General features: G+C 61.6%; 16 protein-coding genes. 9 read left to right on the forward strand and 7 right to left on the reverse strand.

Annotated features, from left to right (window positions below; genetic code table 11):
• Positions 1-2 precede the first annotated feature (2 nt).
• Positions 3-3,428 carry an ATP-binding protein gene (locus HMI59_RS15695; RefSeq protein ID WP_193591812.1) on the forward strand — a complete coding sequence of 1,142 codons (3,426 nt, stop codon included), beginning with the start codon at positions 3-5 and terminating at the stop codon, positions 3,426-3,428.
• Positions 3,418-4,698, forward strand: a complete 1,281-nt coding sequence (locus HMI59_RS15700) for a Wadjet anti-phage system protein JetD domain-containing protein (RefSeq protein WP_227471409.1) — start codon at positions 3,418-3,420, stop codon at positions 4,696-4,698. The genes HMI59_RS15695 and HMI59_RS15700 overlap by 11 nt, the downstream gene beginning before the upstream one ends.
• Before the next feature lie 669 nt (positions 4,699-5,367).
• Here the strand turns inward: HMI59_RS15700 and HMI59_RS15705 are convergent.
• The gene (locus HMI59_RS15705) at positions 5,368-6,162 is read right to left on the reverse strand and encodes a hypothetical protein (RefSeq protein ID WP_193591814.1); all 795 of its coding nucleotides are present in this window, start codon (positions 6,160-6,162) and stop codon (positions 5,368-5,370) included.
• Positions 6,163-6,619: 457 nt separating this feature from the next.
• Here HMI59_RS15705 and HMI59_RS15710 point away from each other — a divergent pair, with 457 nt between their 5' ends.
• The 3 genes from HMI59_RS15710 to HMI59_RS15720 are packed head-to-tail and all read left to right on the forward strand — an operon-like array spanning position 6,620 to position 9,210.
• A complete protein-coding gene (locus HMI59_RS15710; RefSeq protein ID WP_193593788.1) occupies positions 6,620-6,991 on the forward strand; it encodes a TfoX/Sxy family protein in 372 nt (123 codons plus the stop codon).
• Between the two features lie 56 nt (positions 6,992-7,047).
• Complete coding sequence (locus HMI59_RS15715) at positions 7,048-7,920, forward strand: SDR family NAD(P)-dependent oxidoreductase (protein WP_227471410.1); 873 nt, start codon at positions 7,048-7,050, stop codon at positions 7,918-7,920.
• A 48-nt stretch (positions 7,921-7,968) separates the two neighbouring features.
• Positions 7,969-9,210 carry an NAD(P)/FAD-dependent oxidoreductase gene (locus HMI59_RS15720; RefSeq protein ID WP_193591815.1) on the forward strand — a complete coding sequence of 414 codons (1,242 nt, stop codon included), beginning with the start codon at positions 7,969-7,971 and terminating at the stop codon, positions 9,208-9,210.
• A gap of 20 nt (positions 9,211-9,230) precedes the next feature.
• Here HMI59_RS15720 and HMI59_RS15725 read toward each other — a convergent pair whose 3' ends face one another.
• Positions 9,231-9,587, reverse strand: coding sequence for a trypco2 family protein (locus HMI59_RS15725; RefSeq protein ID WP_193591816.1), 357 nt, complete (start codon positions 9,585-9,587; stop codon positions 9,231-9,233).
• A 198-nt stretch (positions 9,588-9,785) separates the two neighbouring features.
• Between HMI59_RS15725 and HMI59_RS15730 the strand changes: the two genes are divergently transcribed.
• A complete protein-coding gene (locus HMI59_RS15730; protein ID WP_193591817.1) occupies positions 9,786-10,403 on the forward strand; it encodes a D-Ala-D-Ala carboxypeptidase family metallohydrolase in 618 nt (205 codons plus the stop codon).
• Positions 10,404-10,429: 26 nt separating this feature from the next.
• The gene (locus HMI59_RS15735; RefSeq protein ID WP_193591818.1) at positions 10,430-14,725 is read left to right on the forward strand and encodes a trypsin-like peptidase domain-containing protein; all 4,296 of its coding nucleotides are present in this window, start codon (positions 10,430-10,432) and stop codon (positions 14,723-14,725) included.
• On the opposite strand, the gene HMI59_RS15740 is transcribed toward HMI59_RS15735, so the two are convergent.
• Positions 14,635-15,654 (reverse strand): GrpB family protein, encoded by a 1,020-nt coding sequence (locus tag HMI59_RS15740; RefSeq protein WP_193591819.1) that lies wholly within the window; start codon positions 15,652-15,654, stop codon positions 14,635-14,637. The genes HMI59_RS15735 and HMI59_RS15740 overlap by 91 nt on opposite strands.
• A gap of 68 nt (positions 15,655-15,722) precedes the next feature.
• Here HMI59_RS15740 and HMI59_RS15745 point away from each other — a divergent pair, with 68 nt between their 5' ends.
• Both HMI59_RS15745 and HMI59_RS15750 read left to right on the forward strand, forming a co-directional pair.
• Positions 15,723-16,436 carry a hypothetical protein gene (locus HMI59_RS15745; protein WP_370583509.1) on the forward strand — a complete coding sequence of 238 codons (714 nt, stop codon included), beginning with the start codon at positions 15,723-15,725 and terminating at the stop codon, positions 16,434-16,436.
• A gap of 23 nt (positions 16,437-16,459) precedes the next feature.
• Positions 16,460-16,780, forward strand: coding sequence for a hypothetical protein (locus HMI59_RS15750; protein WP_193591820.1), 321 nt, complete (start codon positions 16,460-16,462; stop codon positions 16,778-16,780).
• A 10-nt stretch (positions 16,781-16,790) separates the two neighbouring features.
• Here HMI59_RS15750 and HMI59_RS15755 read toward each other — a convergent pair whose 3' ends face one another.
• The 4 genes from HMI59_RS15755 to HMI59_RS15770 are packed head-to-tail and all read right to left on the reverse strand — an operon-like array spanning position 16,791 to position 26,755.
• Complete coding sequence (locus HMI59_RS15755; RefSeq protein WP_193591821.1) at positions 16,791-18,887, reverse strand: DEAD/DEAH box helicase; 2,097 nt, start codon at positions 18,885-18,887, stop codon at positions 16,791-16,793.
• Positions 18,888-18,891: 4 nt separating this feature from the next.
• On the reverse strand, positions 18,892-20,229 hold the full coding sequence (gene brxD / locus HMI59_RS15760; RefSeq protein ID WP_193591822.1) for a BREX system ATP-binding protein BrxD: 1,338 nt from the start codon (positions 20,227-20,229) through the stop codon (positions 18,892-18,894).
• A complete protein-coding gene (gene pglZ, locus HMI59_RS15765; RefSeq protein WP_193591823.1) occupies positions 20,229-22,916 on the reverse strand; it encodes a BREX-2 system phosphatase PglZ in 2,688 nt (895 codons plus the stop codon). Before pglZ ends, brxD begins: the two co-directional genes overlap by 1 nt.
• Positions 22,913-26,755 (reverse strand): DUF6079 family protein, encoded by a 3,843-nt coding sequence (locus HMI59_RS15770; protein ID WP_193591824.1) that lies wholly within the window; start codon positions 26,753-26,755, stop codon positions 22,913-22,915. The genes pglZ and HMI59_RS15770 overlap by 4 nt, the downstream gene beginning before the upstream one ends.
• Positions 26,756-26,771 lie beyond the last annotated feature (16 nt).

Raw genomic sequence — 26,771 nt, forward strand, 5'->3', positions numbered from 1 at the left:
CCATGAGCACTGACGTTCAGGACAGCCTCTTCTCCCTCGAGGAACCCTCCGAGGAACCCTCCGACGAGCAAGCGAACGACGGCGGCCTTCCGCCCGGGTTCCGACTCCACCGTTTGGAGCTGCTCAACTGGGGCACGTTCCACGGCGGTGTGCGCACGTTCCGTTTGGACGGGGCCAACAGCCTTCTGACGGGCGACATCGGCTCGGGAAAGTCGACCGTAGTGGATGCAATCACCACTCTCCTGCTTCCTGCCAACCGGATCGAGTACAACAAGGCGGCAGGGGCTCAGAAGCGTGAACGGACCCTGATGTCTTATGTGAGGGGCTTCCATAAGAGCACGCGCAGTACGGGCGGCGAGTACTCGAAGCCGGTTGCTTTGCGAGCGCCCGGCACGCTCACTGTTGTCCTTGGGGTCTTCCATAACGCCGTCATGGACAAGACCATCACGCTGGGCATCACCCTCTGGACCATGCAGGAGGCCGGCCAGCCCACACGCTTCTATTCCCTTGCCGAGGGCGAGCAATCGATCGCGGATGACTTCTCCAACTTCGGGCAGGACCCCGCCAAGTTGAAGAAGAAGCTCCGCGCCGCGGGCGTCGCTGTCCACGACACTTTCGATCCCTATGCTGCAGCTTTCAAGCGCCACTTTGGCATCAGCGGCAACCAGGCGATGGAGCTGTTCCACCGCACTGTTTCCATGAAGCAGGTGGAGAACATCACCCACTTCGTGCGCACCAACATGCTGGAAGACGATGACGTCCAGACACGGATCAACAAGCTGATCAGCCATTTTGACGATCTGAAGAAAGCGCACGAGGCTGTGGTCCGGGCAAAAGACCAGATCGAGCTTTTGAAACCGATCCGCGATGGCGCCGCCACCCACCGGAAGCTCAGTTCCGAAGAAAACCAGGCCCGCAGGCAACGCGACCAGCTGCATCCCTGGTTCATTGACCAGCAACTTACGTTAAGCCTCGAACATAAGGAGGAGCTGGAGCGGACTGGTCAGAAGCTTCGCGAAGACAGCGCCCAGCTGGCCTCGGACGTGGCCAGGCTCCGGCACGAGCTCGCGATCGTCCAGGAGGACATCCGTACAAACGGCGGTGGCAGGCTCGCCGCGATTGACGCGGAGGTCTCCCGACTTGAGGAGTCGGCGAAGAAGCAACGCAACCGTTTCGAGGATTACGCGGCTGCCGCCGTCGAGCTTGGACTGAATGCCCCCGAAGACCGAGTGCTCTTTGACGCGAACCGGTCCCGGCTGGGCGAGGTGGAGGGAAACCTCGCGTCCAAGGCGGCCAAACTGCAGGAGCAGCGCACGGCGTTGCATTCAGAGCTCAACGAGCTAGCCGCCCGACGGGACGATCTGGACGCCGAGCTTGCCAGCCTTGGCTCCCGCCCCACCTTGCTCGAACGTCCGCAACTTGAGCTCCGGCGTCGTATCTGTGACGGCACTGGCATTGCCGAGTCCGCGCTCCCCTACGCGGCGGAGCTGCTGCGGGTCCGCGAAGGCGAGGCCGAGTGGGAGGGTGCTGCCGAACGCACGCTGCGGAGCTTTGCGCTGTCCCTGCTGGTGTCAACGGAACACTACGCGGCTGTTAGCTCGTGGGTGGATGCCAACAATCTCAAAGGCCGACTGGTGTACCGGAAGGTGGGTGACTCCTATTCATCGCGTCCGCCCGCACCTGGGACATTAGGGGCGAAGATCGCGATCAAGCAGGGCACGCCGTTCCGGGATTTCCTGTTGGACGAGCTCAGCGCACGGTTCGATTACATGTGCTGCGACACCATGGATGAGTTCCGCCGGTATCCCAAGGCCCTGACGATCAATGGTCAGATAAAGGGCGCGCGGGGGCGGCATGAGAAGGACGACCGCAAGGGCCTCATGGACCGGCGCACCTTCGTGCTCGGCTGGGACAACCACGACAAGATCGTCCGCATCAGGGCCGAGCGTGACCACATCGATGGCAAGCATCGCAGCGTCGGCACCCAGTTGGCGAAGGTGGACGCCGGGCTCGGTGACATGGGCCGGTTACGGCAATTGCTGGGCAACGTCGGCTCCGTGGCTGAGTTTTCCGACATCGCCTGGCAGCTGACCGCCCGCAGGGTTCAGGAGCTCAAGGATGAAAAGCTCGAGCTTCAGTCGGCCAGCAGTGTGTTGCAGCAGCTGACTGTTAAGGAATTGGAGGTGTCCGGCCGCATTGAGCGATTGCAGGAGCGCTCGGACAAGGTTCAGCAGAGGCTCGGCGGCAATGAGAATGCTGCCCGGGAAATCGCTGCGGCTATCGAGGAATGCCGCCTGACTCTCGTCGAACAACCACTGACGGACGACGGCGATGTGCTGGCCGCCGTAGCGCAGCTCACCGCCGAGGCGTTGGGTGATAAAGCCCTGACGTACCGCAACACCGGCGCCGCCGAGAGCTCTGTCCGGTCGAGCTTGACGGCAAGGATCGATGCTCTGACGAAACGTATCGCGACGGCGGGTGCCACCACGATCCGGCTTATGTCTGATTTCCGCCATAAATACCCCAACGAGACCACGGACATCGACGCGACGTTGGAGTCCGCGGAGGAGTTCAATCGTTTGCTTGAGCAGCTGGAGCGTGATGATCTGCCCAGGTTCGAGGCACGGTTCAAGGACTCGCTGACGCAGAACACCATCCACGAGGTGGTTGCGTTCAATGCGTTCCTGGACAGCCGGCGGCAGGACATTGTGAACCGCATCAACGAGATCAACCAGTCGCTTTCGGAGATCCAATACAACCCGGGCCGTCATATCCAACTGGAACACCAGAGCTCGTCAGATCTTGATGTGAGGCAGTTCGGCATTGACTTACGTGCTTGCTCCGAGGGCACCATTGGCGACGACGAGCAGTACTCGGAGCAGAAGTATCTGCAGGTTGAACGTCTGATCGAACGCTTTCGGGGTCGCGAAGGCTTCACCAGTCTTGACGAGCGCTGGACGGCCAAAGTCACTGACGTGCGGAACTGGTTTACCTTTTCAGCTTCCGAAAGGTGGACGGAGACCGGCGAGGAATTCGAGCACTTCACGGATTCGGGCGGCAAGTCCGGTGGACAGAAGGAAAAGCTCGCGTACACCATCCTGGCGGCGGCGTTGGCATTCCAGTTTGGGCTCGCGGCCGGGAAGGGAGCTGCGCGGGGAGGCGGTTCCGGGAAGGGCCGGAGTTTCCGGTTCGTGGTGATCGACGAGGCTTTCGGTCGAGGCTCCGACGAGTCCGCACGGTACGGCATGGAGCTGTTCCAACGCATGAAGCTCCAACTGCTGATCGTCACTCCGTTGCAGAAGATCAACGTCATCGAGCCGTTTGTGGCACACGTGGGCTTTGTTGCAAACACCAACGGCAACGATTCCCAACTTCGGAACATGACCATCACTGAGTACCGTGAGGAACGGGAGCGGCGTGCCGGGTAAGTCAGCTGCTTCCCGGTGGACCTCGTTGGCTGACTTGCGAGCGCTGTCGGCAGCTGTGTGGGATCGCGGGCAGCTGCTGCGGGAAGCTCTTGATCCAAGCGGAGTTTATCCACGCCGCCGGGTGTTGAAGCGCCCATCGGCTACCGAACTGCGCGGTGACTACGCGGCCGCGCGCGAATGGGCAGCCAGGCTCTTCGCCGCAGAGGGTCCGTTCAGTTTGGAAACCGTCGACGTCGGACGCACCACTATCGGTTCAAACCGCCTTCCCGCTGTGGCCGTGTTTGCTTCTGTGGAGGACGAGATTGAGTTCGCCGGTAAGCAGCGGGAAACGAAGCAGTTCCTGTCTTTGGCCGCCGAGCTGGGCGGCTTGGACCCGGCGCTCCAAGCTTGGGCCGCGAGACGTCCGAAGCAGTTGCTGGTTCTAGGTCAAGACGCTTTGCTCGCTGCCCGGGTGGCACTTTGGCTTAGGGATCACCCCTCCCCCGCCGTTTATGTGAGGCAGTTGCGTCTGCCTGGCGTGCACACCAAATTCATCGAGGCGCACCGCAGGACTATTGACGAGATGGTGGAGGCGCTGAGGCCGGCCCTGGCAGGAACCTTGCCCTCGGACGACGATTCAGGTGCTGCAGACCCGGGCCTTGACGACTCTGTGCTTGGCACGCCGATAGCCCGCACTCCCGCAGCTCGTTTCGCCGAACGCCACGGCTTCCTTCATCAACCGGAGCAGGTGCGTTTCCGGCTACTGGACCCGTCCATACCGCTGCTGGGTGACGCGCGGGACATTACGGTCACGGCCTCGGCCTTTGAATCACTCCGGCTCCCAGTCACCCATGTGATCATCACGGAGAACCTCGTGAACTTCCTTGCTTTGCAAGAGCGGGCCGGAACACTCGCCATCTTCGGGAAGGGCTACGGTTTCTCATCGTTGAGGGACGCTGCCTGGTTGCAGTCCTGTCAGGTTCTCTACTGGGGTGACTTGGATACTCACGGCTTCCGCATCTTGGACCAGCTCCGATCCGTGCACCCGCACGTGTCGAGCGTGCTCATGGACGAAGAGACTCTCCTGGCCCACCGGGACGCGTGGAGCGTGGAGGCGTCGCCGTCGCGTGCTGCGTTGACACGCCTGACGCCTAACGAAGCCCTCGTGTATCAGGGACTTCAGGCCGGGACTTATGGCGACAGGGTCCGCTTGGAACAGGAGCTGATTGCCTGGGAGTGGGCGCTGGAGCGACTAAACGTCAACGCGCCACCTGCCCCGAGGTCGCTGTAGCCGTCGGAGCGATAGTTTTAGGCGGGGTTGTAGTCGGGGTCGTGGGCCCAGTACTGGACGTCGCTGTTGCCGAGGATGACGATTGGCTTGAGCCCGACCTCCTACCATTTCCTACTAGATTGGCGACCTTGAACGTGTTGTCACTCATAACCACCACTAATCGGCCCCGGTCGGTAGTCGCTTGACCGTCATCGAGCACCATCGCTGCGCAGACGCCTCCCGTCGACGGCGGGAGGAGGAAGTTCAGGCAGCTCGTGCTCCCAAGCGAGAAGGACGTACCCACGTCATTCAATACCTCGACTGAAACGACAGTCAGCTCCTGAACGGAGGAATTAGCTACCAGGTAGTTCGTCAATGAAGGCCCAACAGGTCCAGAAGGCATTAGTCCGGTTCCAGTCAGTATGACCGCGTTGGATTCCACGGGTGGACCGGAGCTGGTGGTTGCGGCACTCGAGTTGGAACTACCTGTTTGGTTCGTAGAGGACGCGGAGCTTGCCTCCGTGCTTCCGCCACTTGACCCGGCCGATGACGTGGATGTGGAGGAAGTCGACGCAGAAGAAGAAGTAAATGAGCTTCCCGAGCTTTGCACTTCCGGTAGAGGCGGGACACTACACGAGCTCGACGCGAGGCCTAGAGTCAACAAGAGAAACGTGCACTGCCAATAGGTTTTCATGATTTTCCCGGCGTGAATTCGATGCGAATATCTGAGCTGTCCTGAAGGACGAATGTTGTTCCCGACTCGTGGGTCCAATTGTCAGGTAGCAGAAAGTACTTACCTGCGGAGTAAACCAGTAGGCGAAGTCCTGAGTACTCAAATCGGTAGTCCGAGTCCAGTGTTTCCAGCTTCGTCTCAACGATGGCAGGATGCCGAAGAGCCAGTGACTGTTTGCTGTAGATTTTGACCCCCGGCCGTGCCGCCAGATTGTTTTCCAAGGCCTGCGCTCTCCCGGTACCGAGAGCCCCCGCATACAGAGTCATTCCCCAGAAGAGGCTCAGTATGACCAGCAGGGTCACAATGACATACCCTGCCCGCTCCCAGTCGGGCACCTCTGGCCTAGTGACCCGCGAGGATTTCGAATCGAAGTCCGCCCGGAGCATATGGAACGAATAGCCTGCCAAAGCGGCCCCACAGCCCAGAAGAATCGGCGGAAGCAAGTAGTAACCTCCAAGCGAAACAAACATGCCTCGAATGGCCAACACCTGCGCAAAAACCCCCAGCGCGATGAGGACTATGAAGGTGGCTTGCATGGCCCGTGAATGCTTCGTCCTCCTCAGCAGCTGCGCGACCAGGGCATGCAATGTCAGGACTACTAAGCCGACAGCCAAGAGAACGGCAATTGGAACAATGACGGGTTCGCCGCTACGCAGCAAATATTCGATCGTCGAATAACCCAGCATGTTTGCGTCGACGCCAAGGTAGTAGGTCCGGGTTGCCGTGTAGTTATAGCCGAACCAGAATGCCAAGGCCGTGACCAGCGTTGTGGGTGGCAAGACAACCAAGACCCAGCCCCGAAGGCTGGCCCATGGGACCCTACCTTCGTTTCGGCGCCGGGGAGAAGGAAAGCGAGATACCTGGGGTGCTCGCTTTAAGCTAGATAGAGTTTTGCGCGCGCGAACAGGCGGCGCTTCCTGGGGTCCAGTCACTCTGACGCCACCCGATCTTGGAAGAACGCTGGACACATTATTCCACCGAAAAGTCTTAGTGGATAGTTGCCTTGAGTTCCGGGCTTTGTGGAGGGTATTCCGTCCCGATGCGCCCCCTAAGCCTGCATAGACGAAGGAGGAAAAGAAGAGACCCAGTTAAGGCAGGTGAACGGATCTCTCCAAGCCAGCCAGCCCCAGTGATGACCAACCACCCGCACCCGCCGTATGCTGCACGCATAGTTCCTCACCCATGACTCAGGACCAGGAGGACAAATCGATGCAGATGCCTAAGCCCTCGGAGGAAGATAAGGAACGCTTCCGCTCTGTACTGCCTGATCACCCGGATGTAGTCGTCAAACCGATGTTCGGCAACCTGGGTGCGTTCGTGAACGGCAACATGTTCGCCGGCTTGTTCGGCCCCACCATCGGCGTCCGCCTTTCCGAAGCTGACAAGGCCATGCTGGAAGCTGAAGAAGACACCCAACCCTTCGGGCCGGAGGACCGACCCATGGGCGGCTACGTCGGCTTGCCCGAAGCATGGAACCGCGATGCTGCACAGGCTGAGCCGTGGGTGGCACGTGCTTTCGCCCATGCGGCAGAGCTCCCGCCCAAAGCACCTAAAGCCAAGGCGAACAAGCCCAAAAAGTAGGCTGGTCGCACCAAAGGACTCTCGCCAAATACGTCCGGAAGTGCTGTGATCGAGCTATGTCCTCCATGACCGGGCGAACAGCACTTGTGACCGGTTCCACCAGCGGCCTTGGCAAGGCCATCGCAACTGCGCTGGCCCGCGAAGGAGGGACCGTCGTCGTGGTTGGGCGTTCAGCAGCCCGCGCTGAGGACGCGATCCGCGAGATTCGCGCCAAAGTCCCAAATGCAGCGCTTGAGCCGCTTGCGTGCGACCTCTCGAGCCAAGCCTCGATCCGGCAAGCCGTGGACGAGTTCTTGTCCCGGCACCAGAAGCTCAATGTGCTGGTCAACGCCGCCGGAGTTTTCCGTAAGGAGCGTGAGGTGACGCCGGACGGCTTGGAAGTCACGTTCGCCACCAACGTGATGGGCTACTTCCTGCTGACCAATCTGCTCACGGACGCGCTCAAGCACGCGAGCGCCGAGGATGCGTGGACGTCGCGCGTGGTCAATATTGCGTCAAAGTATTCGGGTGGCCCCCGAGTCACGAAGATCGACTTCGCGGATCTGCAAAGCGCCAAGGGTAAATACAGTTTCACCCGCGCCACACCGCCGACGATGCTCGGCCGGGTTCTGTTGACGCAGGAGTTCGCCGAGCGCCTTCACGGTACCAAAGTGGTGGTGAATGCCGTGCACCCGGGCCTGGTCAAGAACACGGGTCTGCTGCAGGACGTGGGCGGCCCCTTCCGCTGGCTGACAAACACCTTCGGCAAGCCGGCTGAGGAAGCCGCAGATACGCCCGTGTGGCTGGCGACGTCACCGGAGACCGCTGCGATGACCGGCAAACTCTGGGCGAAGCGCAAGCAACTGCCAACTCCGGGCATGGGTTCCGAACCGGCCGCGCGGAAGCGGCTGTGGGAGGAGTGCACGCGGCTGGCTGGCAGCGTTCAGTAGCTGCTGAACCCATCCCCATTTGCAGCCTCCGGGCGTACAATCCAGCCCATGGGATCTGCCCCAGATACCGTGATCATCGGCGCCGGCCAAGCCGGTCTCGCCACCAGTTATTGGCTCAGCCAAGCCGACGTCGAGCACCAAATCATGGAACGGCGCGACACCCTCGGCGGCGCCTACCAGGACCGTTGGGACGGATTCTTCATGAACACCCCCAACTTCACGCTGGAGCTCCCCGGCATGCCCTACATTGGCGATGACCCCGAAGCCTTCCTGCCCCGAACCGCCGTCGTCAATCTGCTCAGGCGATACGCCGAGGTGATCAACGCACCGGTCCTGACGGGCGTGGACGTCACCCGCCTTTCGGCCTCTGACGGCACCTTCAGCCTCGAAACCTCGCAAGGCAAGCTAGCGGCCAAGAAGGTGGTCCTCGCAACCGGCGCCTACCAGGTGCCGAAATTGCCCGCCATGGCCGCCAAGCTTCCCAAGGGAGTCACGCAACTCCACACGCACCACTACCGCAGCCCGCAGCAACTGCCCGAGGGCGCCGTCTTGATTGTCGGTACCGGTCAATCGGGCGGGCAGATTGCCGAGGAACTGCACGACGCCGGCCGGGAAGTCCACCTCGCCGTTTCTACCTGCCCCGAAGCTCCCCGCCGATACCGCGGCCACGACATCCTCTACTGGCTCCTCGAAACCGGCAAACACGGCCCCGAATACGGCGTGAACGCCCTCACCCGCGAGGCACTCCCCTCCCCCGCCGCGCGCCTGGCCTGCAACCCGCTGCTCTCCGGCACCGACGGCGGCCACGACATCCACCTCCGCGAACTCGGACGCCGCGGCATGCACCTGCACGGCCGGCTGGAAGACATCGATGACGGCGACCTCACCTTCACCGACGACCTCCCCGAACGGCTCGCAACAGTCGAGGCCGGGTTCAACAACCGCATGCGGAAAGCAATCGACGGGTACATCGCGGCGGCCGGCATTGACGCACCCGAGCAGCCAGCCGTTCCTGACGACGACTGGCTACCGTCCGAACCGGCTACCCTGAACCTGGCCGATGCCGGTGTCACGTCCGTTTTGTGGGCGACCGGCTACGGGCTGGACCTGTCCTTCATAGACCTCCCAGTGCTCGATGAATGGGGCTACCCGAAGCACACTGCGGGTGTCACCGAGCAGGCAGGCTTGTATGCAGTCGGACTTCCTTGGCTCACCCGCCACTACTCGTCGATCCTGGGCGGGGTGGGGCTGGACGCGGAGTCCGTGGCGGGCAACCTGGCGCATGCCTGATTCGGGCGGTCGTCCCAGGACTACCCCGCGTCTCCTTCAGCCGAACCGTCGTCAAAGCTATGCCCGTCCGATGTGGCATCGTCATCCACGAGCAGTGGCTCTGATCCGTGAAGAGGGCTCAGAGATAGCTTCAGGGTTTGCGTCGAGGCCGCGTCCCGGGATGCCTCGGCTCCTGCTTCAACGAGCCACCATTTGATGCCCGCCTTGCCTCCGATGGTCTTAGTGACAGCTGTTTCCAGGGTCAGATCGATGCTGTCGATGCGGAACCTCACCTCGCTCCCGGTGCCGGCCACCATAGCCTCCCAGAGCTCCTGCCTCAACGCTTGGATAGCCTCTGCCAACCCTATGCTGGAAGAATCCTTTTCCATTTCGCTCATGTGCGCCGCTCCTAAACCTCATGGAAAGCTAATAATCGGAGACTTGGCTTTGCCAGTCAAGGCATGCCCATATAAGCGTCAATAAAGGTTGCGAAGTTCAAATTTAGCAATACCAACGGCGGCATCCTTGAACTAGACTCGCAGCACGGTGGCTTGTCCCGGGGTTTGAAAACTCCGGATCGGACGACGAGGAGTGTCATGGAGAATCCACATGGATCCGCTTTGTCGGGCCGCGAAAACGACGGAAAACTCTCGAATACGAACGTCCTCGTCTACCCGTCCGGCGCCTCGTTCCCGGCTGTAGCGGAAGAAGAAGCGGGAGTCACCTATTCGGATCCGGTCGATAATGCCCGGGTTCCGCTCATCAAGCTCGAAGATAATCTCCGGACCCACTTATCGCCGAATTTCACAGTAGGAAGCTTTGTGGGGAAAGTAGGACGGGACTATCAATACGCCCGGATCTCCGTAGATTTGGTTCGAATTATTCAAGCAATTCAGGAGCGTGCCCAGGCTCCCTTATTTATCGTTTCCGGCTACCGCCCTCCGGCAGTAAATGAGCTTATTAAGGGTGCGGATCAAAGTCCCCATATAGCGGGACGAGCGGCAGACTTCAAGATTAGCGGGATAGAACCCCTGGAAGTGGCCGCGTTGGCGCTTGATGAGATGGGGCCGCACGTCGGGATCGGGTTGGGTGCCGGAACCATCCACATAGAGCTGCGGGACAGTTTGAAGTCGTGGGTGTATACGGGCGCCAAGCTCAGCCACGAAGAATTTTCTGCCTGGGTGCAGGAAAGGACAAAAAGAGCGTCACTCTAGGCCCGGAGCGAAAGCGGTACACCTCAATGGCACTCCTTGAAACCGGACGTGTAGTCAACATTGCCTACAACTTCAACGGCAAGCCACGGGTTGGCTCCGGCCTCATGGTCGGCGGTTCCGTGGTGCTCACTGCAGACCACGTCGCCAAGGGTTCTGGTCACGAAGTTCTAGGGCTGGAGGGTACGTTTCCCGCCAAGGTCTTGATACGTTCCGGATCGGCCACCGTGGACATAGCTCTATTGTCAGTCGATGGCGCGGTGGGCTTCCCCCCACTAACGTTCGGACGAGTCGATCGGCAGAATCTCGATGTCCTTCACGATTGCATGGCGGTGGGTTTTCCACGGTTCAAGGCTGTCAGCGGAGGCCGCATCGCCGTTCACACCTACGGGAGCATCCCCACCGCGGAGGGGCTCCGCGCAGTCACTGGTAAGGGTCTTGTTCCCGGGTATCTGGCTTTTAAAGTGGACAACACACCCAGGGACTGGCCACCTATCCTTCCGGGAGACTTGGAAACTTCCCAATGGGCGGGAATGTCCGGTTCCGGGGTTTTGTCCGCCACGAATGACGTCATCGGAGTGATCCGGCATCACAATCCAAGTGAAGGGCCGGGAAGTCTCGCATTAACCCCGATCGACGCCATAGAAACCCTACCCGCGGCCACACGAGAGGTCTTCTGGAGCCATCTGGGCCTGAACGGACTCCAGGACTTCAAGCTCGTCCCCCGTCAGGAAGCCAAGCCTGACCTCAGCAGGGCCTTTACCCCCCTGTTTAGGAGCAGGCGAACTGAAGGCTTTGTCGGGCGGCGGGAGGAAATTGCCGCTCTGTCCGCTTTTGCACACGGGCCGGGCGGCGTGTTGGCCATCACCGGCCGTCCCGGGTTCGGAAAGACTTCGCTGCTGGCTGAGTTTGCCCAACAACTTGGTGCCCGGGCCGCCTTTCACTTCTTTACGAGCAGGTATGACCCGTACTGGTTGGACGAAGTATTTTTCCTCAGGAATGTCCTGCAGCAACTGTCTGCGGACCCAACAGCTGATGACTATCCGAATTTGGACCGGTTGTCTCTTCAGTCCATGCTGCACCAGCGCCTGGGCGAGGCAACCCATAGCAATGGAACCCCCGATGTGCTCATATTGGATGGCATCGACGAGATTCAAGGCTGGTCGATTGCCAATTACGTGGCAGGCGCATCTCCCAAGCACCTTCACGTCATAGTTTCCATCCGCGACACGGGCCAGGAATGGCGGAGCAAGTACCGCTTGCAAGGACCGGACGTCAAGGAATTGCGGCTCGACGGCTTCGGTGAGGAGTCCGTCGTCGAACTCTTCTCGGCGACCGGTCCGCACACCGCAGCGCTCATCCAAAAGCCGGGAGCTCTGGCCGCTGTCATGAAGGCGGCTGCCATCGGCCCTGTGGACGCAAACACCAACAGGGCGGCGACGAATGCCGACCCCCTGTACATCGGCCTCCTGGCCAAGGAAGCTCTGGAAAAGGAGTTTGACGTGGCAGATCTCGAGCAGCAGCCCGAGGGGTTGGCAGCGTACTTGGACGTTTGGTGGCAAGAGCTCCTGGATGTGGCCGGAGAGCGTCCAGCGCTGTTGCTCTTCGCCACGTTGGCTGCTGCCCACGGACCCCTTGCGCGAAGTGACCTTGAAGCCCTTGTTCCGGAGGCTTTCGCTGATCCCACAGGAATGCTCCGCGACCACTTTGACCGCAACATCCTCCCCAAAATCCGCCGACTGATCATGGGAAACGATGCCGTTGGCTACACGTTGGCGCACCCAAGGTTCGGGCAGCATCTGTCCACAAAGTTCACAGAGGACGTCCTACAGTCAGTTCAGGAGCGGCTGCTGGAATACAGCCGTAACTGGTCTGACAACGCAAGCGGGTATGCACTGACACACCTCCCTGTCCATACGGCGAAAGTGCGGCCGAATGAGCTTGCCGCTCTCTACCAAGACGCGCACTATCTGGCGAAGGCAATTGGCACTCTCGGTGTGGACCGGGTCATCGGCACGCTTCGCCGCGTACAGTCCGAGGCGCAACTGAGTCGCGAGGATGAGAAGACGCTGCATAGGAGTCGCATGGTCCTTGAGCACGAGGCCCACAATCTCCGCGGAGAAGCCGACGGCGCTGCAGGAACCTCCGAGGCGTACGCCGCCGGACAGCTGGCCTTACAAGCCCTGGTGATGAACGACCGCGAACTCTACGAATCCGCGCGAACGTACCTCGCCCTGATCGTTCCGAACGGAATTTACCCCGCGTGGACTACCAACACCAGCAGCGACGCCCTACTGCGAACGTTGTCCGGCCACACCTCCGTGGTGGAGCGGGCTACGATAACCAGCGGTGGTTCGCGGGTATTCACGCTCAGCCTGGACGGATCGGCCAAGCTTTGGGACATCCAAACAGGCGCTCTCCTGCAGACTCTGCAAGATTCAGACAGTCCCATTTCCGCCGGAGCCATAACGTCCGACGGCGACATTGCCGTGACGGCCAACGGCCAGGAAGAGTCGGCGAAGGTTTGGGACGTTGAAAGCGGAAACCTCCTGTTCGTTCTGGAGGGACATACCGAAGAAGTCACCGACGTCGCCATTGCACCGAACAAAACTTTCGCCGTCACCACAAGCAGGGACGGAGCCTATGTTTGGGACCTTACTTCGGGGAAACGGGGCCATTTCCTGAATGGTCACGAAAACTGGCTGACCTCGGTAGCCATCAGTCCGGACGGGCAAAAGGCCTTGACCACCAGCTGGGACAGTACAGCGTGTTTGTGGGACCTGGCCGATGGAAAGCTACTCTTCCGCCTCGAAGGTCACAGGGCCGGGGTGTCAAAGGGCTTGTTTTCGAGTGATTCCAAGCGGGCCCTCACCATCAGCAAAGATTCCACAGCGAGGTTGTGGGACCTTGAAACCCTGGGGCTTCTGCACGAACTTTCCGGCCACGAATCAGAGCTGACCGCCGCCGTCTTCGTTCCCGACCGGGACGAGGCAGCTACGGCAGGACAGGACGGGACCATTCGCGTGTGGAATCTTTCTACCGGCCAGGCCACAGCGGTACTGCAGGACCATGGCGAGTGGGTAAACGACGTCGTTCCTTTCGGTCGGAAGGGAAATATTGCTTCCGTCAGGCGGGACGGAACCATCGCTGTCTGGGATATCGCTGCGGCGGAGATGATCAAGTCTTGGAAGGGTCACCCCGGCCCGGTGAAGAGCATTGCTATTTCCGAGTTGGGTGACCTAGCGGTCACCGCGGGCGATGACGGCTCTGCACGAGTGTGGGATTTGGCCGCCGCCATCAACGCACCAGCGCCCCACGGGCATCAGGAAGCCGTAACCTCGCTGACGTACCACAGTGAGAAGGAGGAGCTGATGTCTGCGAGCCGGGACGCAACCGTGATGGTGTGGGACTCCGGGTCAGGAGATCGGCGTCTGGTACTGGACGACGGCGGCGGGCCGGTCACCGCTCTGGCACTAGCCCCGGGAACCGGAGTGTTGGCCACCGGAAGCGAAGACCGTTCGGGAAGACTGTGGGACCTCACCGGCGGCGGGCTGATGAGCAGGCTCACGGGCCACAAAGCCGGGGTCACGGCTGTTGCCGCGAGCGAACCTTCCGCCCGGGTGGTCACCGGTGCGCAAGACGGCTCGGTGCTCGTCTGGGACCTTGAAGAGGGCCTGCGCGTGTTGGAGTTGGTAGGCCACACCAAACGGATTGCCAGCATCCGGGTCACTACGGATGGGGCCCAAGCGGTGTCAACCAGCTGGGATGGCACCGCACGGGTCTGGAATCTTGAGACGGGCGCCTGCACGAACGTCTTGGAAGCGCATCCGGGACCTGTGACTGACGCCGCCCTCGCTAAAGACGGCCGGCTGGTTACGATCGGACACGACGACAAGCCCCGCGTATGGAACCTGGCCGACGGATCCCTGCTGGGCTGCTTGGAAGGGCACACCGGGCCGCTGTCCACACTCGCGCTATCCCTGGACGGCGCCTCAGCCCTCACTGGAGGCTGGGACGGCAGCATCTGTCTCTGGGATCTGGAAGCGAGAGCCTCCCGGCTGGTCATCGCCCCGACGGAATCGGGAAAGATAGTAGCCATCGCGTTCCTCGCCGACGGCGAGCATTGTTTATCTGTGAATGTCAGTGGTCTTGTTGCGCTGAGGGCACTTCCTACAGGAGAACTTGTTCAGAAGCTTCAGCTTCCTTCCCAACCCACCGCGGCAATTATCTGCGGTCAGGAAAGCAATCTTGTAGCAGCAGGTGAAAACTCCGGTGCCGTGACAGTGTTCGGATTCACTGCGACGTTGGAACACTCCATGAAATGAGGCTCTTCCCGCTTCTCCGGTCGCCAGCCGTTTGAATCCACCCATGCATAGAGTTGCGGCTCGACGTAGTCGCGAAACCACAACTTCTTTTCCGCCGCGTAGTTCAAGGCGTTGACATCGTTCGCGTACTTGCTGGCAATCCTTTGTTTCTCTGCCGCGTATCGGCGGACATGACCTGCGTCCGCCCGCATCCAGTCGCGAAAGCTGAGGGTAAAGAACCACCCAGCCGACCCTACAACCCGCACATGGATATTGACGTTTTGAGCCGGGTCGGAATTTACGTGAAGGTGCTTGGCCCACTGCTCGGGTTCGGGTTGATAGCTGGTTGGCACGTCCCACCACTTGCCCGGTACAGCCCGGTAGCCTGCAGCGTCCAGATGTGCGGACACCTGATCCAGGTCGCTGATGTTCGCGACGCCGACTTGCAGGTCAATGACGTTCTTTGCCGGGAGCCCCGGGATCGACGTGGAGCCGATGTGGTCCACCCGAACGATCAGAGGGCTGGTCCTCAGGATCCTCTCGGCAGTCCGTGCCGCAGTAGCCGACCACGCCGGATCCGGCGGACTCATCACTGCCGGCCCTTTCCGATGCTTCGGCCTGGGAGCTGCCTTGTTGCGGCTAAAGGGAAGGAGACGGTTCTCCCACAGCTGGTCCACCGCGTTGCGCAGGAGAGCCGGGTCCGTCTCCATGAGAACCACATCCGGGCTGTGCCGGGGGCAGCATCGTTCAGTACTGTCTGCTACCGAAAGCACGAGGTCGAATTTGGAAGCCGGAAGAGATTTATCCGCGCAGCTCACCAGAATAGGGCTGTCCCGTTCCTTTCTCAGCTCCGGCGCTGAACGTGCCTGGGTGACCGCACCATGGTCAGCCAGCCGCTCCACAACCAGGGACGCGAGCTCGTTCCCTGATACGACTCCAACGTTCAGCATGGGAACAGCATAGGTCCGGGGTGGTGGTGACTGAGTAAGCAACCCGCCTAAGCCCGATCTATGAGGCCTTGCTCTCCCCGGCCGCCAGCCGCGAAGTCCACCTCGCCGTGTCCACCTGCCCCGAAGCTCCCCGCCGATACCGCGGCCACGACATCCTCTACTGGCTCCTCGAAACCGCCAAACACGGCCCCGAATACGGCGTGAACGCCCTCACCCGCGAGGCACTCCCCTCCCCCGCCGCGCGCCTCGCCTGCAACCCGCTGCTCTCCGGCACCGACGGCGGCCACGACATCCACCTCCGTGAACTCGGCCGACGCGGCATGCATTTGCACGGCCGGTTGGAAAACATCGACGACGGCGACCTCACCTTCACCGACGACCTCCCCGAACACCTCACCACAGTCGAGGCCGGGTTCAACAACCGCATGCGCAAAGCAATAGACGGGTACATCGCCGCCGCCCGGATTGACGCACCCGAGCAGCCTGCCGTATCTCTGGATGATTGGCTGCCTTCCGAGCCGTCTACCTTGAACCTGACCGATGCAGGTATCACGTCCGTGTTGTGGGCGACGGGGTACGGGCTGGACTTGTCCTTCATCGACATTCCCGTGCTGGATGAGTGGGGCTATCCGAAGCACACCCGGGGCGTCACCGAGCAGGCCGGGCTGTATGCCGTGGGACTTCCTTGGCTGACGCGGCACTACTCGTCGATCCGGGGCGGGGTTGGGCTGGACGCGAAGTTGGTGGCAAATGCCCTTCAAGGAGCAGACGGGAGAACGTAAGCAGCGCCCAATAGAATCATTCGGTGAACGATGCGCTTTTCGACCTCGAGTCAGCAAATTCAGACAGTCAAGTCCCTGCGTTGGCCGATCCGCCAATACTTGAACATCAGATCACTGCTATCCGCGAAGCCTTCAGTCACGCCGGTATAGACGATCAAGGCCGGCGCCAAGAAATCGTTCAGGGTTGCACCGTACGCCCGATCGCTTCACTCAGGGAGCTTACAGCTGCCGAAGCGCACCGCGTCGTACTTCGGGTCAAACAGATCGCTTACTCCAAGCCACGCCCAGAGGGAGCTTCAAGTTGGGACCTGCGCGAAGAGGAAACTTGGATAGACAAGCTGTGAAGCGCCAACCTCATCGCTCCTCGTGGGACCGTTCCGTCATTTCTTGGTGAGCCACCCTCCTCGCTCCATCCGTATCTGCGAAACGCTCGCCAAGAGTCTGGAGCGCGGTCGCCATAGGCAGTGCCGCAGAGAACTTTAATTTTCCCACCATCTCAGCGGGAGTGTAAGGTACGACGCCGTCGAAGGTCATTCCAGCGAGCGTCCGAAAGTCACCTTCACCTCGAAGAATTAGGACATCGTTGTACGACTGACCTTCTATACCTCCAAGCGCTGCGCGGAGCGTCTCGTTGGCCTTGAGCCCTGCCCACGTCCAGACGTGTGTGCCTTGCCCCGACCGTTCTACGACGAGTCCGTCCCGTGAGACCTGATGCATGCGTGTCTCCCGAAGGACTTCGAGCTGCTCAGTCGCTCGCCGTGACAGCGGAACATCTGGGGTTTCGCCGAGAAGCACATCACGTTGAGCTCGCATCATCTCAAACGAGAGTGCTATTGCACCGCTCTGCCATCGGACGTCGCCCTTATGGGCCACCGGGCTGACGGCAACTTCGAACCGTTCCCAGTTCACATGGTCGACATGCCAGGCCCGACCGTTCATGAGGACAGGCTTAGCATCGAGCTTCTTAGAGCCTTCCCGCGGTAGAGCGAGCGGTGAAATGAACCCAAGCTCCTTGTTTCCGTTCACCACACGCAGTTCTTTCTCTGCGTCGAATGAACTGAGTAAGTCCATGAAGTGGCGGCGACCGAAGGACTTCTCGGCGACCGGACCAATCATCAGCAATCCCCCGTCCTCTACGAGGAAGCCTTCGCTTCGGAGATAGGCGAGGACTTCGGCGCCGTCGTCCATCAGGCCCAGACGTCCCCACCACTCGCGCCAGGTGTTCGATCCGTAGGCGCCTTCTTGCAGTGCAAGAGCCAGAAGTTGCTGAGCGGTGAGGTGGCGCGGATGAGGTGGCGGCGTGATCGGCTCAACGAAGCCCCGTTTCCACAAAAGGAGTAGGCCTGCGGTCTCGAGCAGCGTGTCAGAACTCGTTGCTAGAAACAGTGTATTGCGGCGTGTCCGGGCTCGGCGTCCCGTTCGACCAAGCCTCTGAAGGAACGAGGCAACAGTTCGGGGCGCGTCTATCTGGATAACGCGATCTAGGTCTCCGATGTCAATCCCGAGCTCAAGTGTAGAGGTGGCGACGATTACGGTGTTCCGTGTCTCGGCGAATGCCTGCTCGGATCTACGTCTCTCTTCCGCAGAAAGCGACGAATGAGACACGAACGTCTCGACACCGAGTGCGCGTAGTTCGAAGGCCAGCTGCTCGCTAATGCGGCGGGATTCGCAAAAGACCAACCGCTTCTCACCGCGGTGGAGTTCCGCGACGATCCTCGCCGCGTTGGTCACCGAGCCGACATAGTCGAGCATTACTTCAGGTTTGGGCGAAGATACCGCCGTCTCCTCGGAGATCACACGAAGTTCGCGCTCCCCTGCTCCGCTTGTGGCCTCGCCACCTTGTAGCCACCGCCCGATTTCTTCCGGGTTGCCGACCGTCGCCGAGAGTCCGACCCTTTGGATCGGGCGCTGTGCTATTCGTTCCAGACGAGCGAGAACGCCGAGCAGGTGCCATCCTCGGTCAGAGGCTGCGAACGAGTGCAATTCGTCGACGACGATAGCCCGCAGCCCAGAGAAGAAACGGTCGTGGTCGACGCGTCGCGAGACGAGCATCGCTTCGAGTGACTCAGGTGTGGTCAGCAGAATGTCTGGCGGGTCCGCGAGGATACGCCTGCGCTCCGCTTCGCCGATGTCACCGTGCCATAGCCCGACCCTACGGCCCAGCCAATCGCCATACCTGCTGATACGCGGGTGGAGGTTGTTCAGCAGCGCCCGTAGAGGGGTCACATAAAGGATTGACAAACCGCGCCATTGCTCGAGAACCATCGTAGAGAGCAGCGGAAAGATGGCGGCCTCAGTCTTGCCACCGGCCGTAGGTGCGATGAGCAGGCAGTCAACGCCCGATCTCACAGGATCGACGGAGGCCGCCTGTAAGGGGCGCAAACTGGGCCATCCCAGCGAGTTGACCACGTGATACTCGATGGCTTCATCAAGTCCGGTTTCGCCTGTCATAACGCTAGAAGCCTAAGTCGACGTCGTCGACAGACAACGCAGCGCGTAGATCACCGCGCGTCTGAGCTTCCCGCTCGACCTCGGTGAGTTCAGAGGCGCCGAGCGTGAGCTCGTAGTGTTCGCGAGGGTCGAAGTCAGGGAACTGGTCAACGCGATCGAGCACGTCGGAAACCAGCTTCTTGAGGAAAACACGAGGGGCCACCCCGGTCCGGCCGCCCAGTTCTCCGGCGACGGCAGCCGCCAGGTCAGCGATGTAGGCGTCGCCGACTACCGCGTGGATGCGTTCGCTCGCCACGGTCCCCGCGGCGTAGATGTCCCTGACCCTGCTGCCAAGCTCCACCAACGAGTCAGGCGTGAAGCCATGCAGACGGATCTGTGCCGCGCGAGGGTTATCAAAGCGCGCATCGGTCCCAAAATCCGTTTGCAGCCTCTGGGCGAGCGGTGCAAGACGCTGGACGCCCTGATGGCCGTCGTAAAAAGCCGGCGTGCCGGTCATAAGGAGGTACAAACCCGGGAAACGTCCGCTGTCGACTTCGTCCATGAGCTGGCGCAATGCGTTAAGCGACTTCTCCCGCACGTCGGATCGCATGCGCTGGAGCGTCTCGACCTCGTCCAAGACGAGGACGAGCCCCGCGTAGTCCGAATCGCGCAGTACCGTCAGAAGCCCCTGGAGGAAACCCAGCGCGCCAAAGTGGTCGAGCTCGCCTCGAACCCCCGCGGACCGGCGAGCGCTTGCAGAGACGTGCGGCTGACCACCGAGCCACGCGAGAAGGGCATCCGCTTCGGCATTATTCGAACTCGCACTCATCTGGCGGTAGGCGCGCAGCGCCATCGCAAACGCCGGCGCTTCCTTTGAAACCGACGCGAGGCGCTTCTCGAGCAACTCATCGGTCCGAGTCTCGAGGTCAGCCGCGTCAGGAAGACCAGCTAACTGCACGTCCTGCCCGAGCACATACAGCCAGCCATCGACTACATCGCTGAAGGCGCCACTCGACACCGTCGGCGTCGAAAGGTTTTCCACTACCCGCCGATAGACCTTCTCCAGTTTGTACAGCGGCGTCTCAGTCTCGGAGATCTGGATCTCGGCGGTCACGAAATTCTTCTTCTTTGCCCGCTCCGTAATCCATCGGGAGAAGAATGTCTTGCCGGAGCCGTATTCACCCCGGACGGCCTTAAATTGGGCCGCGCCGTTTTTTACAGCGTCCAGCTCGTCGTCGATCGCGGCCTCGAAGCCGCCAAGTCCAACGGCCATGATGTCGAGTCCTTGCTGCGGCACGGTGCCTCGACGGAGAGCATCGATGATTTCGCGGCGCCGTCGCGGGCTGATCGCAATATCCGTCATCACGACACTCCGAACTGATCTTTGAGCAAGCCGATGTCGAGCCGCAGGGTCTCACCGTCGCTGTCGTAGGACAAGATGTCGTAACCCTCGACGTTCAGGATGCGTTTGACCACCGCCAGCCCTTGCCCCATACCGGCATACGGTAAACCGGCGGCCGATGCGACCGTGTCCTGATGCGCCCTTCCACCCCGGCCGACGAGGGCGCGAAGCACCGTTTCCACGAGCGGCCCGGCACCGGCAGCAGCACGCCCGGCAAGCGACATCTGTTCGGAGTAGACCGTCGACGCGAGCACTCGGCTTATGAGGTCGTCCTGCTTCGCCTCGACCGGAACATGCGGCTCATCGAACTCGAACAGAGTGGGAGTCGTCTTACCCGCGGGGGCCTTCTCGGGTGCTTTCTTCGCCGCCCGGGGCTTGGGCACTGGCGGCGCATCGATGACCGGGTCGTTCCACCAGGCAGGCGCCTGAGGGGGCGCTGCTTCCCAGCCCTCTGGCGCCGACTGTGCCAGAGACCGCTGGTATACCAGCACCGGAACCGTCAGTTCCGCCAATGACGCGCCACCGTGATACCCGGCCCGAGCCGGCCCGTAACGCGCATCGTCTCGCCAAAGGAGCACGGCCTTGGCAACTTCGAGCCCGACACGGGGCCCGCTCACCAACACCTCGCCATCCTGGACCGGTCCCGAAGCTGCAGGGCGCCAGCGCGCATCGCCGCCAGCTACAGCGGGAAGCATCTCGGTCTGCCGCTCGACGACATGGCCGTGGTCGGAGGTGAGCACGACCGTGCGTCCGGCGATCGATGCCGCATTGAGGAGTCCCCGCAACGGTTCCAGATCCCCTATTGTCCACGGCCGGCCGGCAGTGTCGTTCTTATGCGTTGCGTCGTCAATGACGTTGATCACCGCGCCCACCACCGGAACAGATTGGTCGGCGATCGCTGATGCGATAGTCTCCGCGAGTTGTACCCCGCCTGGGGCCCGCAGCTCACCCTTGTGAAACATCCGCGCGCCTGGAAACGCCGCGGCCAGACCGGCTTTCTCGATCGCTGAATTGCCGCCGCGAATCTCGCCGCACAGCAGACTCGTGCGGGAGATCCCCGTCATCGACGGCAAGGCGGCCGCAGCTGCAAGCCGGCGTTTGGTGACGGCAGGGACCCACTCGACGAGCCCAGAACGCCCAACCTCGGTGGCGAGATCGACGGCGACTGCCGCGCTCATCCCGTCTAATACCACCATGAGCACGCCGCCAAAAGATTTCCATGGATTTACGACGACGCGAAGAATGTCCTCAACTCCGAGCCCTACCCCATTGGCCAGCAGTTCCGCGAGCGACCGTTCTGCGGGCGAGTCGCCCAAGTGCATCGCAGCTGACTCATCGCGAGTACGACGCCGGGTGCGCACGCGCTCGATCAACCTCCCGTATGCAGCACCCACTTCTGAATCAAACGAGCCGCTCCACAACACGCCAAGTGCAGCGTCAACCCAGGCCCCGTCATCGAGCTGCCGCTGCAAATCAGCTCCGAAGCTGTGCGTGTCCTGCTCACTCGTAGTCAGCCAGCGGGAGAGCCGGACAGCCATCCGCGGTGCAACGTCCCGGTCAGAGTGAGCTGCTTCGCGATGGTCAAGAACCCCGGTCAGGGCTTCTTCCACGGAGGAGCCCTCATCCAATGCCTGGGCGAGCACACGAAGCCGAGCGGTGAACCCGGGACGCAGGATGGATGAGCGCTCTGCGCCAGCAGGCCACCCGAGGTTGTCGCGAAGAAGAGCCTCAGCTTGGTCAAGCACGACGCCGAGTCTTCCCTCCGGATCGCTCTCTCGCGAAACCCTCAACACAGCAGATACCGATGCGTTTGCAATCTCCCGCGCCTGGAGCGGCGTGATTGACCTGCCGCCGACGTAGCGCTCGAGCAGTCTGGTACGGGCGGCCACCTGCTCTTCAGTGAGATCACCGGCGGGGCTGGGCCACAGCACGTCGACGGCCAGCCCGAGGGCGAGGGGTTTGACTAGCCCGCCGGGGACGGCCGTTGTTCGCAGCGCGAAGCCAGCCGCGGCCCCGTATTCCTGCTCGCCCCACTCGATCAGGTGGTTCTGCAGGGTCGGATCCACCGCGGACCAGGAAGCACGAGACCCGTTGCTCAGTGAAGTGAGGATGATGACACCGTCCAGCTGGGCCGAATCGATTTCCAGCAGGTGTGAGAGCAGGTTGCCGATGGCGTGCTCGGCGGAGACGGCAAGGTCCGTCGACGGCGCCCAGCCGCCGGCGGGCTCGTGGTCAAGCAGAGCAGCGGCCGCCCAGTCGAGCCGGCGGAGCTCCCTGCTGACCTCACGCGCTCCGCCGAACAGTGCCGGGATGCTCCCCCATTCGTCCGGGTCTTCGATCTGCTGGTGGTAGGCCCGGGCAAGCACGGTGTCGCCAAGGTCGGTTCGTGGCCGGTCAGTGAGCACCACCAGATATTCGCCATCGGTCTGAGCGGCATAAGCATCGAGGATCGCCAGCTGGGAGATGCCCTCAACCACCCGGACAGGGTGACCGTCAACAGTAAGGTCCTCGCCGAACCACCGTGGCTGGGCGCGCATCACAAGAACCCGAGACTCGCCGCCCTTCTTGATGAGCTCGGCTGCTCGGGACCTTACCAGCGCCTCGGAGACGGCGACCGTGCGGGTGGCTCCATGCCCGGCGCTGTTCACTCCCACCTCCAGCTCACACGCAGCTTCTTGCCCTGAACCGGGTTGGCCAGCTCATCACTGATCTTCCGCCCGATCTCCTGGATCTCGACCACACGAGCGATGACTTGGCTCTTCTCGGTCATCCGCTGCCGCTTGCGTTCGTCTGCCTCGAGCCGGATCTGATCCAGCTCGGCAAGCTTGCGCGCAATGTCCGCCTCGCGCTCTTCTTGCTGGCGACGCTGGGCCTCGAGCCGTTCTTGCTCCTTCTGCAGCTCCACCTCACGGGCAGCTCGCTCTGCAGCCGCGATCTGTTCGGCCTTTTCGCGCTGCGCCCGTGCTTCTTCTTCGCGGCGGCGCCGCTCCGCGTCCTCCCGTTGTCGGCGCTCGATTTCGTCTGGGTCCTCCACCAGGGCCTCGGTCGCTTCGTGAGCTGCAGCATCCAGGGCAGGCTTAAGTGCGGCATGAAGTTCCGCCTGGTTTGCGACTCCTCGAAGTTGCGTCAATGCGTGAGCCGCGCGTTGACCGCCCAGCGTCGGCAGCTTATCGATCAGACCCCAGTTGGCGCCGCGAAGCGCGGCCAAGACATCGCCCGAGGTACGGATCGATCTGGCAACGGCCTGGGGCTCGGCTGGCAGGTCAAACTGGGCGAGTGACTCGATCCTGGCCACTGGCCCTTCGGCTGCGGCAAGTACCGCGACAAGGTCCCGGCCGCGGGTGTCTGATTGCCACCGCGGGGCGGTCTCATCCAGGCCGAGCGTGTCGCGGTGCCTCGTCAATTCCGTCACTGCATCAGCGGTCGTGCTTACCGCAGGGCGCACTTTTGCGAGAAGCCCATCACTGACACGCTGCAGTGACGCAGTGGAAAGGTGGTATTCGTCGGCCCCGACGCCGAAGATCGACTTGGCCCGGGTCATGGCTACTTGCCATTCATCCTCGGATGGCAGCACGGGCTCGCGCAGGAGCATGTCCGGCGTGGCCCCCCCGATTGCCGGTTCCTGTGTGCGGGCGCCCGCCCGGAACCACTCCCGGTCAGTGATTTTCGCCCATGCGAGTACCAGCAGGTCCATGGCGTCGGTCGTCATTCCACGTTCGGCGAGCACCCCGCGCAGGGTCCAGACGGACACGTCGCCGGTGCCCGCGACGCGGGTGAACTCATCGAAGAAGCCGAAATGCTGTGCATCCAGGGCATAGGTGCTCTCACGCAATGTTCCTACGCCGTATGCAGTCACCACGCGGCGTACCCGGGTGCCGGTGGCCCTGTCAACATCAGCCAATCGACCGCCGGCGTCCACCGCCTTGCGTGCGAGGTCCAACACCGCATTCAGCTCGGTCCGGCGGACTTCCTCAGTGCCGCGCTCGATCTCCGGGTGCTTAGGGTACCGGGCGGTCAGCGCCGAGCCCAGCACGCCGACAACAGCATCCCGCAGGGTCGCTGCCGAGGGTTGGGTCGGAGTGAAACCCTCGGCCAGGGTAACGAAGTTCGATCCTGGAAGCTTTGTGCCGATGTTCTCGTCGTTTGCTGAAGAATCGACACCGTACGCCTGCCGCAAGAGGGCGCCAAGCTGGCTTCTCAATGAGTCCCGCTGGCTCGTCAGCAGTCGCCGAGCCGGTTCGCGGTCGTTGACAGGCAGGTTGGCAGAGTACTGGTCGAACCGGTCGCCCGTGAGCAGGTATTCGAGCTGCACGAGCTTCCCTACGTCTTCCATCCGCTGCGTGGTCAGGAAGTGCGGAACCCACGCGATGGTGTCGCTGACGATGCCGTCTTGGCGAAGCGTGTATATGCGCTCAATGTCATCTGACGGACCACGGTCATCCAGGTCGTCGAATGGGAAGTCCACCGCGAGCTTCCACCGGCCGTCCGAGGCCTTCAACGTCTCCACAGGCATGACCGCTTTGTCTCGGACGTTGCCGAAGACGACGTCGACCATGCGCTTCTGCCCCCGCCAAACGTGGTCAATGCTGTACTCGCCCGCGTAAGAACCGGTGGCAGCGGCGCCGATCTCGGCCACGAGCGTGTCACGAATAAGCCGACGGCGGTTCGCCTGGGAGTCTTCCTGTGTTACGTGCGCAAGGATCGCGTCGAAGTCCACGCCTGTCAGCTGGAGGCTGATCACAGGGTCCGCGGTCGAGCCGACGGTGATCTCAGAGAACTTGCCCTGCCATTCGGTGGCCAGCGTCACAACTTGCCCGGAGACGTTGCCGCCGAACATTGATACGACACTACCGAAGTTGAGTGCAGCGAGCTTGGAGGCTGTCAGATCCTTCAGCGAAGTAGCCGCTGGGGCGATCGCGGCAACAAGAAGTGTCTTGACGAGGCGGTCCTCGCGACGGAACGGGTGGTCGCGGTCGAGAGTCCGGGCCTCCACGTCGCTGACGCGATGCTTTTCCAACAAGTATGGGCGCATCTTGCCTCGATAGAAGGAGGCCGCGGCCTCAAACACCTTGACCATGTCATCCGTTAGGGGTTTCGCGTCACCAAGAACGACGACGTCGAACAGGTCACCGACGGGAATGACATCTCCCACCGTGAGCTCATCCCGCCCGCGGTACAACAGCTCGCTCATGATCTTCAGCGCGGTGCGCTCACGCTGCATGATGGCCGACAGTGCGACCATGGCATCCACCAGGGCAGGGGAGAAAGGGTATACCTTTGCGAAATCGACCGCGCCCGAGCCGGCGGCGTCCGTGAGGAGGTGTTTCCAGTCTGTGGGGTTTGCCCGCACTCGGGCAACGGCTGCAGCAAGGGCATTCTTACCGGTCTCAGACGTAGGGGTCAACAAACGCTTGTTGACGATCTCGGGAAGGTCTGCTGCCGCGAGGGTGATCTTGTCGAATCGGTCTTCCCACCATTGAAACGAGTCTTCGAGTGCGACTTGCTCGGCGCCAACGTTGCCGCCTCCGAGGAACTCCTTCAGCGCCCTCTGCCGGGCGACGAAGGAGATCATCGGAATTGCCATCTGCCCCGATCCGGTCTCGACAAGCTTGGCCACCTTGGACGTCTCATTCTGGATGAATGCTGAGTCCCGGAGATGATTAGCGAGCCACAGCACCAGCTCGTCGAGAAACAGCACCAGTCCGTCGTAACCTAGTTCTTTGGCGTGAGCGGTCATGATCCTGAGGCCCTGGTCGATCGGAAGCCAGGCTGAGGTGGAGGTGTAAGCCGGGAAGTAGGTCTCCACGAGTTTCGCGGCCACATCTTGTCGGTCACGTTCACTGGCTCTGCCATCCGCAGCGGCGTCGAGCTCGGCAGGGGACAGTCCGCCCTCGCTGAGGGTGCCGAGTACGGGGTCAAAGTCGGCCTCGAACTTCGAGAAGAACACCTCATCGCCAATTTGTGCACGCAGCGCTTGGGCATTCTGGAATAGCAAGTCGCTCTGATGGAGCACCGGGGCCGCAGCCTCGGGGTGCTTCGCTTTTACGGTGTTGATATATCCAGAAAACAGTGCACTCTCGAATGACTCGGCACCAATAAGGTGGTAATCGACTGCCAGGAACGCCCGCGACAAGACATCCGAGTGGTCTGCCACCACGGCCTGCAACCCTTCAAGCGCCCGGGCCTTTGAATTGCCGGTGAGCAGAAGATGCATCACGGCCATGTAGTGGGACTTACCTGCACCGAACGAGCCGTGTATGAACGCACCCTTGGCATTACCTCGGCTAAGTGCAGACTTCACCAGGGACAGACCCTCGTCAAAGGCCTCAGCGATCTTCTCAGTGACGACATAGTCCTTGAGAGTCTGCCCTGCTGCCGGGACGCCCTCGTGGATACGCATGACAAAGTCATCGTCGTGGACAGCCTCGGGTACGTGGATTGCATCGCGCAGCATCATGGCCAAGGCGCCTGCGGTGGGTGTGCTCATCGGTGAAGACTTCCGT

Origin of the sequence: Paenarthrobacter sp. YJN-5 (genome assembly GCF_015040095.1) — a bacterium.
Taxonomy (GTDB): domain Bacteria; phylum Actinomycetota; class Actinomycetes; order Actinomycetales; family Micrococcaceae; genus Arthrobacter; species Arthrobacter ureafaciens.